16 protein-coding genes and 1 other annotated feature are annotated in these 17,097 nt (G+C 27.9%); of the genes, 12 read left to right on the top strand and 4 right to left on the bottom strand.

What is annotated here, in order from left to right:
- The first annotated feature begins 3 nt into the window (after positions 1–3).
- A complete protein-coding gene (locus tag ABCM86_RS06795) occupies positions 4–528 on the top strand; it encodes an ECF transporter S component (RefSeq protein WP_195930483.1) in 525 nt (174 codons plus the stop codon).
- Positions 529–756: 228 nt separating this feature from the next.
- On the opposite strand, the gene recX is transcribed toward ABCM86_RS06795, so the two are convergent.
- Positions 757–1,398, bottom strand: a complete 642-nt coding sequence (recX, locus tag ABCM86_RS06790; RefSeq protein WP_195930484.1) for a recombination regulator RecX — start codon at positions 1,396–1,398, stop codon at positions 757–759.
- Between the two features lie 173 nt (positions 1,399–1,571).
- Here recX and nadD point away from each other — a divergent pair, with 173 nt between their 5' ends.
- The 11 genes from nadD (at position 1,572) to ABCM86_RS06735 (ending at position 14,208) form a co-directional block, all read left to right on the top strand.
- Complete coding sequence (nadD, locus tag ABCM86_RS06785) at positions 1,572–2,261, top strand: nicotinate-nucleotide adenylyltransferase (protein ID WP_195930485.1); 690 nt, start codon at positions 1,572–1,574, stop codon at positions 2,259–2,261.
- Positions 2,254–2,847, top strand: coding sequence for a bis(5'-nucleosyl)-tetraphosphatase (symmetrical) YqeK (gene yqeK / locus ABCM86_RS06780; protein ID WP_295571559.1), 594 nt, complete (start codon positions 2,254–2,256; stop codon positions 2,845–2,847). Before nadD ends, yqeK begins: the two co-directional genes overlap by 8 nt.
- A gap of 113 nt (positions 2,848–2,960) precedes the next feature.
- Positions 2,961–3,311, top strand: coding sequence for a ribosome silencing factor (gene rsfS, locus ABCM86_RS06775; protein WP_295571558.1), 351 nt, complete (start codon positions 2,961–2,963; stop codon positions 3,309–3,311).
- A gap of 62 nt (positions 3,312–3,373) precedes the next feature.
- Positions 3,374–3,565 (top strand) — a binding site (T-box leader).
- Between the two features lie 98 nt (positions 3,566–3,663).
- On the top strand, positions 3,664–6,084 hold the full coding sequence (leuS, locus tag ABCM86_RS06770; RefSeq protein WP_195930510.1) for a leucine--tRNA ligase: 2,421 nt from the start codon (positions 3,664–3,666) through the stop codon (positions 6,082–6,084).
- Positions 6,085–6,291: 207 nt separating this feature from the next.
- Positions 6,292–7,032, top strand: a complete 741-nt coding sequence (locus ABCM86_RS06765) for a polysaccharide deacetylase family protein (protein WP_195930511.1) — start codon at positions 6,292–6,294, stop codon at positions 7,030–7,032.
- Positions 7,033–7,148: 116 nt separating this feature from the next.
- A complete protein-coding gene (gene lspA / locus ABCM86_RS06760; protein ID WP_195930521.1) occupies positions 7,149–7,601 on the top strand; it encodes a signal peptidase II in 453 nt (150 codons plus the stop codon).
- 80 nt (positions 7,602–7,681) lie between these two features.
- Entirely contained in the window at positions 7,682–8,614 is a 933-nt protein-coding gene (locus ABCM86_RS06755) for an RluA family pseudouridine synthase (RefSeq protein ID WP_195930526.1), read from the top strand.
- A gap of 243 nt (positions 8,615–8,857) precedes the next feature.
- Positions 8,858–9,391, top strand: coding sequence for a bifunctional pyr operon transcriptional regulator/uracil phosphoribosyltransferase PyrR (pyrR, locus tag ABCM86_RS06750; protein WP_195930530.1), 534 nt, complete (start codon positions 8,858–8,860; stop codon positions 9,389–9,391).
- Positions 9,392–9,457: 66 nt separating this feature from the next.
- Positions 9,458–10,705, top strand: coding sequence for a uracil-xanthine permease family protein (locus ABCM86_RS06745; RefSeq protein WP_343003729.1), 1,248 nt, complete (start codon positions 9,458–9,460; stop codon positions 10,703–10,705).
- Positions 10,706–10,846: 141 nt separating this feature from the next.
- Entirely contained in the window at positions 10,847–12,706 is a 1,860-nt protein-coding gene (locus tag ABCM86_RS06740; RefSeq protein WP_295675284.1) for an ATP-binding protein, read from the top strand.
- Between the two features lie 395 nt (positions 12,707–13,101).
- A complete protein-coding gene (locus tag ABCM86_RS06735) occupies positions 13,102–14,208 on the top strand; it encodes a lysylphosphatidylglycerol synthase transmembrane domain-containing protein (RefSeq protein ID WP_343003728.1) in 1,107 nt (368 codons plus the stop codon).
- A 293-nt stretch (positions 14,209–14,501) separates the two neighbouring features.
- Here the strand turns inward: ABCM86_RS06735 and ABCM86_RS06730 are convergent, their stop codons facing one another.
- From ABCM86_RS06730 to ABCM86_RS06720, 3 genes are all read right to left on the bottom strand, one after another.
- Positions 14,502–15,314, bottom strand: a complete 813-nt coding sequence (locus ABCM86_RS06730; RefSeq protein WP_343003727.1) for a radical SAM protein — start codon at positions 15,312–15,314, stop codon at positions 14,502–14,504.
- Positions 15,315–15,461: 147 nt separating this feature from the next.
- Complete coding sequence (locus ABCM86_RS06725) at positions 15,462–16,496, bottom strand: DUF4179 domain-containing protein (RefSeq protein ID WP_195929547.1); 1,035 nt, start codon at positions 16,494–16,496, stop codon at positions 15,462–15,464.
- A complete protein-coding gene (locus ABCM86_RS06720) occupies positions 16,483–17,055 on the bottom strand; it encodes a sigma-70 family RNA polymerase sigma factor (RefSeq protein WP_343003726.1) in 573 nt (190 codons plus the stop codon). Before ABCM86_RS06720 ends, ABCM86_RS06725 begins: the two co-directional genes overlap by 14 nt.
- Between the last annotated feature and the right edge of the window lie 42 nt (positions 17,056–17,097).

Raw genomic sequence — 17,097 nt, 5'->3', positions numbered from 1 at the left:
AAAATGCAACAAGTAGAACAAACAAAAGTCAATACTAAAGACTTAGTAGAAACGGCGCTTTTAGTTGCGCTAGTTTATATAGCGACGAGATTTATAAATATAAGACTTCCAATAGCGGCATCTGGAGGATTAGTTCATCTGGGAAATACAATGTTGTTTATTTCAGCAATAGTTTTTGGACCTAAAAAAGGAGCAGCAGCAGGGGCATTTGGAATGGGTCTATTTGATTTATTATCAGAATGGGCAATGTGGGCTCCATTTACATTTGTAGTAAGAGGAATTATGGGATATATAATAGGAAAAATAGCTTGGTCTAATGGAAGAAACGGCGATAATATGCTTGTAAATATTGCAGGAATATTAGTATCAGGAGTTTGGATGATAATAGGATATTATATAACAGAAGGTGTTTTATATGGAAACTGGGTATCTCCAGTTATGTCAATACCGGGAAATATAACTCAAATAGTAGTTGGATTAGTAATTGGAGTTCCAGTTGCTAAAGCATTAAAAAGATATATTAAATAAAACGATTTAAAATACCTTAAGAAAGGTTATACTTATTTACAGTTTAAAAAATAGAATTATTTATGTGAGAATTTAAAAAGGAGGTAAATACCTCCTTTTTGAATTTTGAAATAAAAATGTTTTTATTTCATTCTATCTTGTTTATATAAATTTCTAATATTGTAACAACCAAGAATTACACAAAATATTGCAATAGCTATCTTTGCCATACCTTACCTCCAAATATAATTAACAAGAATACTCATCAACATCATTAAATAATTTGTTTAATACTTTTTTTATTATATCATAATTAAAACCTTTATAAGCCAAATGATTGCCTATTTTTTGATATGCTTTTCTTGGATCTTCATTTTTTAATCTATCGTATCTTTTTTTACCTAGATAAAGAGCATTTTCAAATTCTTTATCTATATCTATTTCATCTATTGCATTTTCAATAATATTTTTATCTATACCTTTGTTGTATAAATTTTGTTTTATTTTATTTTTTCCGTATTTGTTTAAATTGACATTAGTATTTACTATTCGACTTGCTAAATCTTCATCGTCTACAAATTTGTATTTTTGTAAAAATTCAATAACCATATCTATAGTATCTTCTTCGTAATCTGAAGATAGTTTTTGTCTTATTTGTTTTTCTGATTGACTTGCCTTTGAAAGTATTGATAATGCTTTATTTTTAGCTTTCATATACATTTCATTGTCTAGTATACTTTTTAAATTATTAGGGTCGATTTCTTGTCCTTTTTTTAAATTAAAAGTAAATACAAGTTCTTTATAAATTGCCATAAAGAATTTTTCATCAACATATATATTAACTCTATCATCTCTTTTTTTCTGAGATTCTATTTTTGTTATAATTCCCATGTTTATTCTCCTTAATTTTTGTTAATATTTATATTATACTACAGAAGATTATTGACAAAAAACAATCATTTTAAATAATAATTTATGAAATAGTAAGATAATAAAGATTTTTGTACCCGACATAATTAAAAATGATATAATACTATTATATTTGTAAAAAAAGGAGAGTATTGATGAGTATTTACGATTTAGTTATCGAATCTAAATTTTATAATAACGATAAGATAGCAGATTTTGAAAGAGATTGCGAGGGACTAAGAGTAGGGGTTTTGGGAGGGACTTTTGATCCAATACATTATGCCCATTTGGCAACTGCAGAATTTATAAGATGTAAATATAAATTAGACAAAATTATATTTATACCATCTGGGGACCCGCCACATAAATTATGGAATATTACTAACAAATACGATAGATATAATATGGTATTATTATCAATTGCTAAAAATAAAGATTTTATAGCATTTAATACTGAAATGGAGAAAAAGGGAAAAACATATACTGTAGATACACTTAGACATCTAAAACAAAATTATCCGGGGGCACAATTTTTCTTTATAACAGGGGCAGATGCTATATGTGATATAGAAGAGTGGAAAGATGTCGAAGAAAACTTTAAATTAGCTACATTTATAGCAGCTACTAGGCCGGGAATAAGCCTGCTTAGAGCACAAGAACAAATTGAAAAACTTGAAATAAAATATAATGCAAACATAATAAGCGTATATGTTCCATCTTTAGATATTTCTTCTACATACATAAGAGACCAATTAAAAAGAGGTAATTCAGTAAGGTATTTAATCCCTGAAAATGTAGAAAAATACATATATGAGAAAAACTTATACGGGGTTGGAGATGAATAATTTGGATATACATAATATAGATAAAGACAAAATAATAGAAAAATTAAGCACAATGCTAAAACCAAATAGACTACAACATTCGATTAATGTTGCAAATTGTGCAGTTAAACTGAGCGAAATATACAGCTATGATAAAGATAAAGCTTATTTAGCTGGGCTTGTGCATGATTGTGCAAAATACTTTACAAAAGATCAAGTAGATTTTTATGTAAAAAAATATAACATAAAATTAGACCCACTAGAAACAAACAAGATAGCACTATCTCATAGTGTTATAGGGTCTTTTGTAATTCAAGATGTATTTAATATACAAGATATGGATATAATAAATGCAGTGAGATATCACACGACAGGAAGAGAAAATATGTCTACACTAGAAAAGATAATATTTATGGCAGATATGATAGAAGAAGGTCGTAATTTTCCAGGAGTTGACGAGCTTAGAAAGCTATCATTTAATGGACAGCTAGATAAGGCATTGATTACTTCATTAAACAACACAATAAAATTTGTAATAGAAAACAATCAATTAATTCATCCAAGAAGTGTAAGCGCTAGGAATTATCTTATGCAAGAAAATATTTAAATTTGTTGGTTCAAGTCTAAATATATGATATAATAGATGAATATGTTGTTTTATAATGTATGAATTATACATTATATATATAAAAACAATTTTTTTGAAAGTGAGGTAACTAAATGACAGTTGAACAAATGGTCAAAGTTGCGTACGATGCAATTGACGATAAATTAGGCCAAGATATATCGATAATTAATATAGGAAAAGTTTCTAGTCTTTGTGACTATTTTATAATAGCTACAGCTTCTTCATCTAGACAAGTAAAAGCTATAGCTGATAGTGTACAAGATGCATTCACAGCAGAAGGTATAGAACCAAGAGCTAAGGAAGGATACGACACACAAACTTGGATATTACTTGATTATGCAGATATAATAGTACATGTATTTGATGAAGAAAATAGAGAATTCTACAACTTAGAAAAACTATGGAAAGATGCTCCATACGTAGATGTTGACACATTAAACTAAAAATGATAATATATTGAATTATAGCGAAAAATTTGAAATTTTGTGTATAAACTGAAAATTTTATCAAATAAACTAAAGTAGTAGGTAATAGAATTTATTCAGAGAGCTAATGGTAGGTGTGAATTAGTTAAATAATATTTCCGAACTTGTTAGTATTAAATTATTTGGCCGTAGTTGGCTTAAAGACTATCTAAGTGAGTCTTTTTATAGGCTAATTAGGGTGGTACCGCGAAGAATATATCCTCGTCCCTAAACAAATTTTGTTTAGGGCGAGGATTTTTTTATTATACAAATAACTTGGAAATAAAAAACATTATATTTATTAAACAAATCAGAATTAGGAGGTAACATAATGAGCGTTTACAAGTTTAAAGATGTTGAAACTAAATGGCAACAAAAATGGGAAGAAACAAACCAATATAAAACAGATACAAGAGATACATCAAAACCTTTATACTACACATTAGAGATGTTCCCTTATCCATCAGGGAAAATACATATGGGTCACGTTAGAAACTATTCAATAGGTGACGTTGTAGCGAGATTTAAAAAAATGGAAGGATACAATGTTCTACATCCAATGGGATGGGACTCATTCGGTCTTCCAGCAGAAAATGCTGCTATAAAACACGGAATACATCCAGCAAAATGGACTTATGAAAACATAGATGACATGAAAAACCAATTAAAATTATTAGGTTTAAGTTATGACTGGGAAAGAGAAATAGCAACTTCTAATCCAGATTACTACAAATTTACACAAGAAATATTCTTAAAATTCTTAGAAGCAGGTCTTGCATATAAGAAAAAATCTTTCGTAAACTGGTGTCCATCTTGTGAGACAGTTCTTGCAAATGAGCAAGTTGTTGGTGGACAATGTGAAAGATGTGACGCTGTAGTAGTTAAAAAAGAATTAGAACAATGGTACTTCAAAACAACTGAATTTGCTGAAGAATTATTAAATGACTTAGACAAATTAGAAGGTTGGCCAGAAAAAGTTAAAACAATGCAAAAAAACTGGATAGGAAAATCTCATGGTGCTGAAATAGTATTCGATATAGATGGTTCAGATGACCAAATGATCGTTTATACGACTAGACCAGATACAGTTTATGGAACAACTTTCATGGCATTAGCTCCAGAAAACCCACTAGTTAAAGAATTAGTTGCTGGTACTGAATATGAAGCTGATGTAGATAAATTCGTACAAAAAATGCATACTCAAACTGAAATAGAAAGAACTTCTACTGATACAGAAAAAGAAGGTATGTTCATAGGAAAACACGTAATAAACCCTATAACAGGAAGAAAAGTTCCTCTATGGATAGCAAACTATATATTAATGGACTATGGTACTGGTGCAATAATGGGTGTTCCAGCTCATGACGAAAGAGATAAAGAATTTGCTACAAAATACGGTATAGAAATAATAGACGTTATAGATGAAGACGGTAAAATGATAAATTCTGAAGAATTCAATGGAATGGATGCTACAGAAGCTCAAGATAAAATAACTGAAAAGTTAGCTAAAGAAGGAAGAGGTAAAAAGACTGTTAACTACAGACTTAGAGACTGGTTATTATCAAGACAAAGATATTGGGGTGTTCCAATACCAGTTGTTTACTGTGAAGAATGTGGTATAGTTCCAGTTGACAAAAAAGATTTACCAGTATTACTTCCAACAGATGTTGAATTTACTGGAAAAGGTGAATCTCCACTTACAACTTCAAAAACTTTCGTAAATACTACTTGTCCAAAATGTGGTAAACATGCGACTAGAGATGTAGATACAATGGATACATTCGTTGACTCATCTTGGTATTTCTTAAGATATATAGACAACAAAAACCAAGAAGCTATGTTCGATTCAGAAGTAGTAAACAAATGGATGCCAGTTGATCAATATATCGGTGGTGTAGAACATGCTATAATGCACTTACTTTACGCTAGATTCTTTGTAAAAGCATTAAAGAGAGTTGGCATGGTAGACTTTGACGAACCATTCAAAAACTTACTTACTCAAGGTATGGTATTAATGGATGGTAGCAAAATGAGTAAATCTAAAGGTAATACAGTATCACCTCTTGAAATAATAGACAAATACGGTGCTGATACTGCTAGATTATTCGTATTATTCGCAGCTCCACCAGAAAGAGACTTAGACTGGTCTGAACAAGGTGTTGAAGGATGCTTCAGATTCTTAAACAGAGTTTATAGATTAGTTGATGAATTAAAAGATATAGCTAAATCAGATGCAAAAGTAAATGTTGCAACTAAAGAAGATAAAGCGATGAGATTTACTATACATTCAACACTTAAAAAAGTTACAGATGATTTAAGCCATAAATTTGGATTTAATACAGCAATAGCTTCATTAATGGAGTTAATAAACGAAATGTATAAATACAAAGAATTAGATACTAGAAATGACGGAATAATCAAAGAAGGTATCGAAACTATAGTAACTATACTTGCTCCATTTACACCACATGTAGGTGAAGAATTATGGCAAATGATAGGTAAAGAAGGAAGTATATTTGATATAAACTGGCCACAATTTGACGAATCTGCTTTAGTTAAAGATGAAGTAGAAGTAGTAGTTCAAATAAACGGTAAAGTTAGAGCTAAATTAAGCGTAGGTGCAAACATGACTAAAGAAGAAATGGAAAAAGTAGCTTTAGAAAATGATAAAATACAAGCATCTATAGGCGACAAAACTGTAGTTAAAGTTATAGCTATACCTAAAAAATTAATAAACATAGTTGTAAAATAATCTTTTAAACTTAAATAATTAAATAGATTAACTATATAAATCAAAAGGATGTCATATATAATGGCATCCTTTTTTTGTTAAAACTGAAATTTTATAAAAAATCATAAAAATATATAATGAAAAATAAAATATGGGCAAACTAGAAATGAAATCAATTTTTAAGAATAAAAAATTGTCATAGAAAATAGAAAGAAAAGAGGTTCTAAAATGAAAAAAATCCTTTACACATTAGTAATCATCTTATTTATAGCAGGATTTTCGGGAGTTTGCTCAGCTGACAATGATAAAGATGTATCTGCAGATAGTTATAAATACGACTATGAAGATATTATAATAAAAAAGGGTAATAAATCTGAAAAAGTTGTTGCACTTACATTTGACGATGGTCCTGATGAAGTATTTACTCCACAAGTTTTAGATATCCTAAAAAAATACGATGTAAAAGCGACGTTTTTCTTAATAGGAGAAAAAGTTCCATACAATAAACAAATAGTTAAAAGAGAAAAAGAAGAGGGGCATGAAATAGGAAACCACACATACACACATATAAATGCAGCTAAAAAAACAAAATCAGAAATTGAATCAGAAGTTACAAAAACTCAAGAAGCAATAAAAGAAATAACAGGAGAATATCCGACATTATTTAGACCACCATACAGAGCGCTAAGTAGAGACTTATGTCAGGTGGTAAAATCTAAAAATATGAATATAATACTATGGTCTAATATAGACGTAAGAGATTGGTCTAATCCAGGGGTAAATACAATAGTGAGCACTATAGATGAAAAAGTCGAAAATGGAAATATAATAATTTTACACGACTACAACACTGTTAGAAACGACAAATCTCAGACAATACAGGCTTTAGATATAGTAATTCCAAAATTAAAAGAAAAAGGATATAAATTCGTAACTATTTCACAATTGATGGAACATATAGATAAATAAAACTAAATATATAAAATAATATAAAAAGAGATGTTGGATAATTAAATTCTGACATCTCTTTTATAAAATGCATTTTTTAGGTATAATGTAGAAAAATACTTTTTTAGGAGGCAGATATGTATGAATTAATGATAATACTTTTAATAGGTATTGATCAAATTGTAAAGAATTGGGCTTTAAATGAATTAAAATATAAAGGGGCTATTACTGTAATAGAAAATGTATTTAACTTGACTTATGTTGAAAATAGAGGGGCAGCATTTGGATTATTTGAGAATAATCAAATGATATTTGTAGTAGTTGCACTAATTGCATCTATTGCTGGACTTTATATGTTACATTCTAAAAAAATAAATTCAAAGATATGTAAGTTCTCGATTGTATTAATTATAGCAGGGGCTTTGGGGAACTTAATAGATAGAGTTAGATTAGATTTTGTCGTAGATTATTTTGATTTTGTATTTATATGGAATTATGTTTTCAATTTAGCAGATTGTTTTATAGTAGTAGGTACAATATTACTTTGTATATATGTAGTATTATTTGACTCAAATACAAAAAAACAATAAACTAGATAAGTATTAAAAATAAAATTTAGATGTATATTTAAATAATATACAATAAATATTAAAAAGAAAGTGAAATAAATATGAACAATAAAGAAAATATTCAAGATGAAATAAGAGAATTCTTAGTTCTAGGAGACGAAGAAGGAGATAGACTAGATGTTTATTTATCTTCACAATTAGGAGATATGTCTAGAAGCTATATTCAAAAGATAATAAAAGATAAAAAAGTAAAAGTAAATAATAAAATAGAAAAAGCAAAATATGCTGTAAAAGAAGACGACCATGTTGTTATAGAAATACCAGCACCAAAACTTTTAGAAATAGTACCACAAAATATACCGATAGATATAGTATATGAAGATGACGACTTACTAATAGTAAATAAACCGCAAGATATGGTAGTTCATCCTGCACCGGGAAATTATGAAAACACTTTAGTAAATGCAATCTTATATCACTGCAAAGACAACTTATCATCTATAAATGGAGTAATAAGACCTGGTATTGTACATAGGATTGATAAAGATACTTCGGGAATTTTGATGATAGCTAAAAATAATAATTCACACAATTGTCTAGCAGAACAACTAAAAGACCATTCAATAACTAGAGAATATGAATTTATATGTCATGGAGTTGTAAAACAAGACAAAATAACTGTAGATAGACCAATAGGAAGAAACCCAAAAGATAGACTTAAGATGGCAATCGTAAAAGATGGAAAAAGAGCAGTTACTCACTTTGAAGTTATACAAAGATATGATAACTTTACACACATGAAAGCTAGTTTAGAGACTGGTAGAACTCATCAAATAAGAGTTCATGCAGCTAGTATAGGGCATCCACTTTTAGGGGACCCTATATATGGACCTAAAAATTCAAAAATAAAATGTAGTGGTCAGACACTTCATGCAAGAAAATTAGGATTTATACATCCAACAACTAAACAATACGTCGAGTTTAACTCTGAATTGCCAAGTTATTTCGTGGAAATACTTAATAAAATAAAATAACTATTGAAATAATAAACTTAAAATTATATAATGTTATTTAAGTAATAAAGAACTCGATTAAAATTAAAATTTAACATAAACGTAAAAATATAGATATACCTTTAATTGATACAGAGAGATCATAAGGCATAGATGTACTTTTGATGCGCGAAAGTATAACTTCCTGTCTTGTGCAGGAAGTTTTTTTTGTTGAAATAAAGATTCTCATATTTATACGGTAATACTAAAGAAAAGGAGGCAGACATGATAGAAAAAGCTAGATTAATGGATGAAAAAGCAATCGCTAGGGCTATAACTAGAATAAGCCATGAGATAATAGAAAAGAACAAAGGTGTTGAAGATGTTATCTTAATCGGTATAAAAACTAGAGGTGTACCTATAGCAAATAGAATTGCGACAAGAATAGAGCAAATCGAAGGACACAAAGTGTCAACTGGAGAAATGGACATCACATTATACAGAGATGACCTAAAAGAAATCCAACATGAACCTGTAATAAACGGTACAAATATAGACGTAGACATAAACGACAAAATAGTAGTTTTAGTAGACGATGTTTTATATACAGGAAGAACAGTTAGATCAGCTCTAAATGCTATTATGGACTTAGGAAGACCAAAAGCTATACAATTAGCAGTATTAGTAGATAGAGGTCACAGAGAGTTACCAATAAGAGCAGATTATGTAGGTAAAAATGTACCAACATCAAAACAAGAAATAATCTCTGTTGAGTTATTAGATATAGACGGAGAAGATTCTGTAAAAATAAAAGAATAATAAAAATAATAAAATTTGAGAAATAATAAACGGAATTAAATTTATATAATATTTGGAGGTATATATATGAGAAAAGCGGCTTTATCACTTCAACATTTACTTGCGATGTTTGGATCGACAGTATTAGTTCCACTATTAACAGGATTTGACCCATCAGTGGCAATATTCTGCGCAGGTATAGGAACATTAATATTCCATTTTTGTACAGACTGGAGAGTACCAGTATTTTTAGGTTCAAGTTTTGCCTTTATAGGTGTAATAAATCAAGTTTCAGATGCATTTAACGGAGATTTAGCTTATGCACAAGGAGGAATTATAGTAGCAGGATGTTTATATATCATAATGTCTTTAATTGTTAAATTCATAGGTGTGGAAAAAGTAAAAAAATATTTCCCACCACAAGTTACAGGTGCAATGATAGCAGTTATAGGTTTAAACTTAATTCCTTCAGCAGTAGATATGGCAATGACTTATTTACCAATTGCAATAATTACTTTAGCAGTAGCAATAGGAATAAATCAATTTGCAAAAGGTAGCATAAAACAATTTGGTGTAATAATAGCAGTATTTACAGGATTAGCACTTAGCTTCATATTAAAACAAGTAGATATTACAACAGCAAGTCAAGCTAGTTGGTTTGCAATACCAAACTTTAGACTACCAAAATTCAGTTTAGAGGCAATTTTAATGATAGCACCAGTAGTTCTTGCAACATTTATGGAACATATAGGTGATATAACTACAAATGGAACAGTTGTTGGACAAAACTTTATAGAAAATCCAGGTCTTAATAGAACTTTATTAGGTGATGGACTTGCAACAATATTTGCAGGATTTGCAGGTGGACCTGCTAATACTACTTACGGTGAAAATACTGCACTTTTAGCAATAACTAAAAACTACGACCCAAGAGTTTTAGAGTTAACAGCAGTATTCGCAATAGTATTATCTTGTGTAGGTAAATTCGGAGGCTTTTTACAAAGTATACCACAAGCCGTTATGGGTGGAATAAGTATATACCTATTCTCTATGATAACTTATGTAGGGGTTAAGAGTATAAAAGACAGCAAATGCTATGAAGGAAATATAAAAAATGTGATAATAATGGCAATAGTACTTATAATAGGTCTTGGAACTTCATACTTAAGTACTTTTGCAGGAATAGAAATCGGAATACCACTATCACAAACTTCAAGCTTAACAGGACTTAGCTTAGCTGCTATAGTCGGGGTTATTTTAAATAGAGTTTTAAACAATTCAGAGTTTAAAGACCAAGAAGTAGAAGTAGAGACAGCAATAGCTGAAAGTAAATAATCGAGAAATAGTACTAATTAAAAATCACAAATTATACAACTTGTATAATTTGTGATTTTTTTGTGGATATTTTCATCTAATTATCATAAATAAATATTATAATTTACTTATAGATGTTAGGTTTTGTTGGGAGAGATTTAGATGAAGATAAAAAGCGTAGTGATCAGCAATTATAAATCTTTAGGAGACGAAAGAAATACTTTACTCTTAGAAGATAATATAACAGCTCTAATAGGAAAAAATGATTCGGGGAAAAGTAATATTTTAGAGGCTTTGGGCAATATGTCATTTACACATTATATTAATACGGAGTTTTTTAGCAAAAAAAATAGATATACAAAAAAGAGTATAGTTATAACATTAGAATTAAAATTTACGGAAAGTGAATGTAAAAAGTTTTCAATAGAAAATAAGAAATCAAAAACTATATTTAAGTTTTATTCGAGTGATGATATTGAGTTTGAAGGTGGATTTTCATTATTATTTGATCAGGATAATGAGCTAAAAAATGCAATTTATTATTTAGAAGATAATTTATTGAGCTACTTTAAAATTTACTCTCAATATACGACTAAAGAATTTATTGAAAGTATAGATGATAAATTGGATAAATTAATAGAGATTGACAGTAGGATTTGGACTAAATATAAAAAAAGTTTAAATGAAATACTAGAAGTATTAATTTTGCAGCAAAAAGACATGGCTTATGAAGGATATAATGAAGAATGTTACACACTTATAAGGCATATTGAGACGATAAAGAGTAAAATTAAAAAGAAATACAAAGTGCTTCCAGTATTTTATTATAGAACTAATGAGGAAGAACTACAAAGTATATATAATGTTGAAGAAATAAAATCAGCGATAAAAAGCAAAAAAGGGCTTTTATATAAATTTATGGTCATTACAAAAGCTCCATTAGATGAATTTATAAATTCTATAGATTCAAAAGATGAAAATGAGCGAAATAAGTGTAGAAGTAGTATTAAAGAAAAAGTAAAGTATAATATACAAAAACAATTCAATTATTTTTTTGAAAATAATATAGATACAAAGATAAAAGTCAACTTTGATAATGAATGTCTAAAAATATATCTAAAGACAAATGACAATCAAATTAATTTAGAAGAAGAAAGCAATGGTCTTAAATGGCTTTTCAACTTGTTTATAGAACTTTTATACGAGGATTTAGAAAATAAAACTATAATATACTTATTAGATGAGCCAGGGGTATATCTTCATGTAAATGCTCAAAGAGAATTATTAACATTATTAAAAAGTCTATGTAATAATGGAAGTCAGGTTGTTTATACAACACATTCTCCATATATGATAGACACAGAAGATATAATAAATGTCAGAGCTATAGAAAAAGATGAAAATGGAATAAGTCATATATTTAATAATGCGTATGACAATAAGTTTAACTCATCTTCAAAAAGAGAAACATTGACACCTCTTTTAAAAGCAATTGGAGCAGATATAAAATACAATTTAGGACCTCGATTAGATAAGCTAAATATAGTAACAGAGGGAATTACTGACTATATGTATTTTACAGCTATGCTAGATTATTTAGAAGTGCAAGAAGAGAAAAGGCCTTATATTTTGCCGTCAGTAGGAGCTGGCAATGTAAATGCACTAGTATCTATATTAATTGGTTGGGGATGCAATTATAAAGTTGTATTAGATTATGATAAAGCGGGTGTTATAGAGTGCAACAAGCTTATTGAAAATTTAAACTTACGATTGAATAAAGAAGTATTTTTTATAAATTGCAAAAAAACTATGGCAGAAAAAGAATTTATAAGAAATCCAGAATTTGTAGAGACTCTTATAAGTCAAGAAGATAAAAATCAACTTTCAGTAAGATATGAAGAAAACAAAACTATGGCAGCAAAAGAATTTTACGATAAAGTAATAGCAAAAGATATAGTTTTAAGTGAAAAGACTGTCAATAACTTTAGAAAATTGTTTATAAATCTGAAAATAATAGAATAAATACAAATTAACAGCTACTTAATGGTAGCTGTTTTTTGTTGACAAATAAAATGCATTATTGTATTATTATCTTAGTACAATGATTGTAAAATATTGTTGTATATATGAATAACACATAACCCCTTTGTTAAATATAATAGAGGAGAATGATATAAGAGCTTTATGTTGAATATATTAAGATGAATAGATAGAACTATATGACAAATTTGTAAGCTAATTGTAAGTTCAAAATATAGAGAGAAGTGATATATTATATATAGAAATAAATAATTAAAACGAGATATTTAAAATCTTCATAAAATTGTAAGTTTTTTATTAAGAAAATCTTATGATTGTCTATTTATAATAAATAATAGAAAGTGGATATAAGGGTAAGGATATATGGAGGTATATTTATGAAGGATTATAAAAATTTATTTTTTAAGATATTAAAAAACGGGGGATTATTTTTGATATTAATAATATTTACATTTTACTTTGTATTTAAAGATATGGATTTAAATGCAGTGGCTAAAACTATATCAAATGTAAATATAATGTATATATTAACAGCAGTTACATGTATGTGTGTATTTTTATTATGTGAAGCTAGTAATTTTAGAAGAAACCTTAGTGCTTTAGGATGTAAAACAAATCTCCTAAAATGTATTAATTATTCAGTACAAGGATTTTTCTTTAGTTCAATTACACCTTCAGCTTCTGGTGGGCAACCGATGCAAGCTTACCAAATGTATAAAGATGATATAAAAATATCTCACTCTACACTTGTATTATTTGTTGAATTTATATTTTTCCAAACAGTAACTATAATGTACGCGATAATTGGATTTATAAGCCAACGTTCGCTTTTAGCTGGAAAAGTTAATTCTCTTATGATTTTATTTACTATAGGACTTATATGTAACTTTGCTATGCTTATGGCATTAGTATTAGTTTTATTCTATAGTGAAGGTGTTAAAAAAATACTAAATGTAATAGTGGGATTTTTAAAATTCTGTAGATTTAAAAAAGCAGATGTATTAAAAGAAAAAGTAGACTCAGTAATAGATGACTATAAAGAGTGTGCTATGTATATAGTTAAAAACAAAGGAATAATGGTTAAAACTTTTATAACAAAATGTATACAAATATTTGCACTACACAGTATACCTTATTGGATTTATCGTTCATTTGGGTTTAATGAGTACTCAATATTTGTATTTATAGGAGTTCAAGCTGTATTATTTATATCAGTTTCTGCACTGCCTCTTCCAGGATCAGTAGGGGTTAGTGAAAGTGGATTCTTAACTTTATTTAAATTATTATTCCCTGTCACAGTATTAAATGAAGCTATGCTACTTAGTAGAGGGGTAAGTTTCTACTTATTTGTATTCTTGTGTGGAATGTTTATATTAGTTAAAGGATTTAAAGATTCTAGAGAAAAAAGACTTGCAAGAATACGAGCAGCAAAAGAAGCCAAAGAAAAGAAAGTATACAAACAAAGAGTTGTTCAACAAATATAATAAAAAGAGTCGGCAAATTATGCCGACTCTTTTTTTGGATAAACTAAATAAAGAGCAATATTTCTAAGTTAAAAATAACCTTAGTTTGACACAGTAATCCAAAGAGATTAAGATTTAATTATAAAGATAAAAATACAGTTCTGGTTGGTAGTCCAGACGCGGATAATCCGTCAGTAACCTGCCTCCTTGATTGTCCATTCTTTATATAAAATTTAAGGAGTATGAAAATACAAAATTATTTTTATACTCCTTTTAAAATTCTTAAATATAAATATGGATTTTGATTTTATAAATTATAAATCAAATGATATTTGCTCACTTTGGAATTTACTTTTATATTCTGAGATTATTTCCTCCATTTTATAAGTTATTTCTAACTCAGAGCATTTTTGTTCAAAATATTGTTGTAAAGATTTATAGTTTGGACTGTTACATATATATTTATCGCCATATAAATTCTGATATTTAGATACTAAATTTGGGAAATTTTCTCTTAGTTTTTTATAATAATAAAATCGTTGATTAGCTCTAAGGGTAACTCCGAACATAGGATAAATAAAGTTAGCACCTGATTTATAAGCTTGATTTATTATTTTATCGATATTATCTTTAGTATCGTTTATAAATGGAAGTATGGGCATCATAAGTATGCCTGTATAAATTCCTGCTTCTCTTAATTTTTTTATCGCCTCAAATCTCTTAGATGATACACATACATTGGGTTCGATTATTTTGCTTAAATTATCATTACCACAAGTTATACTAAACTTTACAATCACGGGAGAGTGAGTATTTATTTTTTTTAGTATATCGATATCTCTCAAAATTAAATCAGATTTTGTCGCTATAGCTACGCCAAAACCGTATTTATCGATTAATTTAAGTGATGATCTTGTTACTTCGTATTTCTTTTCAAATGGATTATATGTATCTGACATAGCTCCTATTTGAATAACTCCACTATGTCTTTTTGATTTAAGTTGCTTTTCTAAAATAGATATACAGTCTTTTTTTATTCTAACTCTGTCAAAGTCGATTATATTATAACAATTACTTCTGCTGTCACAGTATATGCAACCATGACAGCAACCTCTATATAAATTCATATTGTAGTCAGTCCCAAACCAATGGGAATTATCATATTGTATTTTTGATAAAATTTCCTTGGCAATAATAAATTCCATAATATATTTAAAGTTTTAAACTTTATATCCTTTCATAGATTTATTTATATTATAGACCAAAATATTGTTTTAAGGCAGCATTACCTCTATTTCATCATTTATGGTAATGCTTTTAATATCTTTAGGATTTAAAATCTTTGAAAAACTTGCATAAGATTGAGAATGACCAAATAAATCTCTTCCAATAGTTGAATAAGATGAAGTATTTGATATAAAGAAATCATCGCCAGAATATTCTGTTGAATCTTTCATTGTAACTTTACTTATAAAGTAATTATATTTACCATTGCTTTTAATTCTTACAGAAAGAGGTGATAAAGTGACTGTTTTAACGCGAATTCTTCTATTGTCTACTTTATAAGATTTATTGATTACATAAGTTTTTGATGTATCTTTGCAATTTAATTTAAATTTTAAAGTCCAACTTCCTTTTATTAAATTTACAAAATCGCCGTACTCATCTTTATTCTTATTATAAGGATAGTAACCAAAATCTTTAAAACTAAGTCTTATATCGCTATTGTTTATATCTTCTTCTTCCATAGTAATTAAAAGTGTAGAAGTATGAGAATCGTCATCTTCGGATTTTATAGACTCAAATGTCGCACTAGAAGAAGGTCTATAATCGCCATTTGATTTAACTTCAAAATTAAAGTCATTAAATGTTTTTAAAGAATGTGAAAATTCATCTTTTGTTTTTAACTTTAGTATTATATACAATGAGTTTTTATCACTGATGACTTGGGTAGCAGTTATTCTTAGCCCTTTGGATTCTACAGACTTATTTATATTTGCACCAGAGCCATTTATAAGAGATTCATTTTCTTTATTTATATTTAATAAATTAGCAAGTTGAGCATCAAATGAAAAGTAATCTGCAGCAAATGATAATGTAGAAATCATAAGCACAGAAGCTAAAATTATAGCTACAGTCTTTTTAAGTGATATTATTTTGCTCTTGCTTTTACTTTGATTGGATGAATTTTTAATTTTATCCATAGTCATATTAAAAATCTTTTCTTTTTCATTTTCACAAAGTGGTTTTTCATTATCTAGGTATTTGTCTTCATCTATATTATTTAATAATTTATCAATCTTTTTCATAAATAATCCCTCCCTTTATCAACTCTTCTTTTAAAATTGTTTTACTTCGATAAAGTATATTTTCAACTTTCTTTTCGCTTAAATTTAATTTTGATGCAATTACTTTTACTTTTTCAAAGTAAAAATATCTAAGTATAAAAATCGATCTATCAGGTTCTTTAAAATTATCTAATGTAGTTTTAATTATTTTCTTATTATGTAATTTTGAGTATTCATCTTCCATGTCTACATCTATACCTAAATCATTTTCTTCTATCTCAAATAGAGAAGTATTAGAGTTAGATGTTTTAAGTTTGTCGAAACAAGTGTTTCTTGCAATTGCATAGATATAGCTTTTTAATGATTTATTTTTCTCATGGTTAAAATTGTAGATATTTTTCCAAAGCTTAAAAAAAGTATCTGATATAGCCTCTTCTATGTCTTCGCTATTTAAATTTATAAGTATATTTTTACAAATTGTATTAATAGCAGGACCATAAACATCGATTGCCATTTTTATGCCGTCTTCAGGAGATTTTTTTAAAAGTTTGATGATTTTTCTCTCCTTAAATTTTTCCATTTAAAAACCTCCATTTTATTTTTATAGATACATTTTAATACA

It is taken from the genome of Clostridium sp. 2218st1_F5_2218SCRN_220325, assembly GCF_039062665.1.
Classification (GTDB): Bacteria; Bacillota; Clostridia; order Peptostreptococcales; family Peptostreptococcaceae; genus Intestinibacter.
This window is presented reverse-complemented; position numbering and strand designations above follow the sequence as displayed.

Coding starts and splice junctions, on each gene's coding strand:
- recX (WP_195930484.1), bottom strand. CDS start 1,398: ATGGGAATTATAACAAAAATAGAATCTCAGAAAAAAAGAGATGATAGA.
- ABCM86_RS06720 (WP_343003726.1), bottom strand. CDS start 17,055: ATGGAAAAATTTAAGGAGAGAAAAATCATCAAACTTTTAAAAAAATCT.
- nadD (WP_195930485.1), top strand. CDS start 1,572: ATGAGTATTTACGATTTAGTTATCGAATCTAAATTTTATAATAACGAT.
- ABCM86_RS06765 (WP_195930511.1), top strand. CDS start 6,292: ATGAAAAAAATCCTTTACACATTAGTAATCATCTTATTTATAGCAGGA.
- leuS (WP_195930510.1), top strand. CDS start 3,664: ATGAGCGTTTACAAGTTTAAAGATGTTGAAACTAAATGGCAACAAAAA.
- ABCM86_RS06740 (WP_295675284.1), top strand. CDS start 10,847: ATGAAGATAAAAAGCGTAGTGATCAGCAATTATAAATCTTTAGGAGAC.
- ABCM86_RS06755 (WP_195930526.1), top strand. CDS start 7,682: ATGAACAATAAAGAAAATATTCAAGATGAAATAAGAGAATTCTTAGTT.
- ABCM86_RS06730 (WP_343003727.1), bottom strand. CDS start 15,314: ATGAATTTATATAGAGGTTGCTGTCATGGTTGCATATACTGTGACAGC.
- yqeK (WP_295571559.1), top strand. CDS start 2,254: ATGAATAATTTGGATATACATAATATAGATAAAGACAAAATAATAGAA.
- pyrR (WP_195930530.1), top strand. CDS start 8,858: ATGATAGAAAAAGCTAGATTAATGGATGAAAAAGCAATCGCTAGGGCT.
- lspA (WP_195930521.1), top strand. CDS start 7,149: ATGTATGAATTAATGATAATACTTTTAATAGGTATTGATCAAATTGTA.
- ABCM86_RS06725 (WP_195929547.1), bottom strand. CDS start 16,496: ATGAAAAAGATTGATAAATTATTAAATAATATAGATGAAGACAAATAC.
- rsfS (WP_295571558.1), top strand. CDS start 2,961: ATGACAGTTGAACAAATGGTCAAAGTTGCGTACGATGCAATTGACGAT.
- ABCM86_RS06795 (WP_195930483.1), top strand. CDS start 4: ATGCAACAAGTAGAACAAACAAAAGTCAATACTAAAGACTTAGTAGAA.
- ABCM86_RS06735 (WP_343003728.1), top strand. CDS start 13,102: ATGAAGGATTATAAAAATTTATTTTTTAAGATATTAAAAAACGGGGGA.
- ABCM86_RS06745 (WP_343003729.1), top strand. CDS start 9,458: ATGAGAAAAGCGGCTTTATCACTTCAACATTTACTTGCGATGTTTGGA.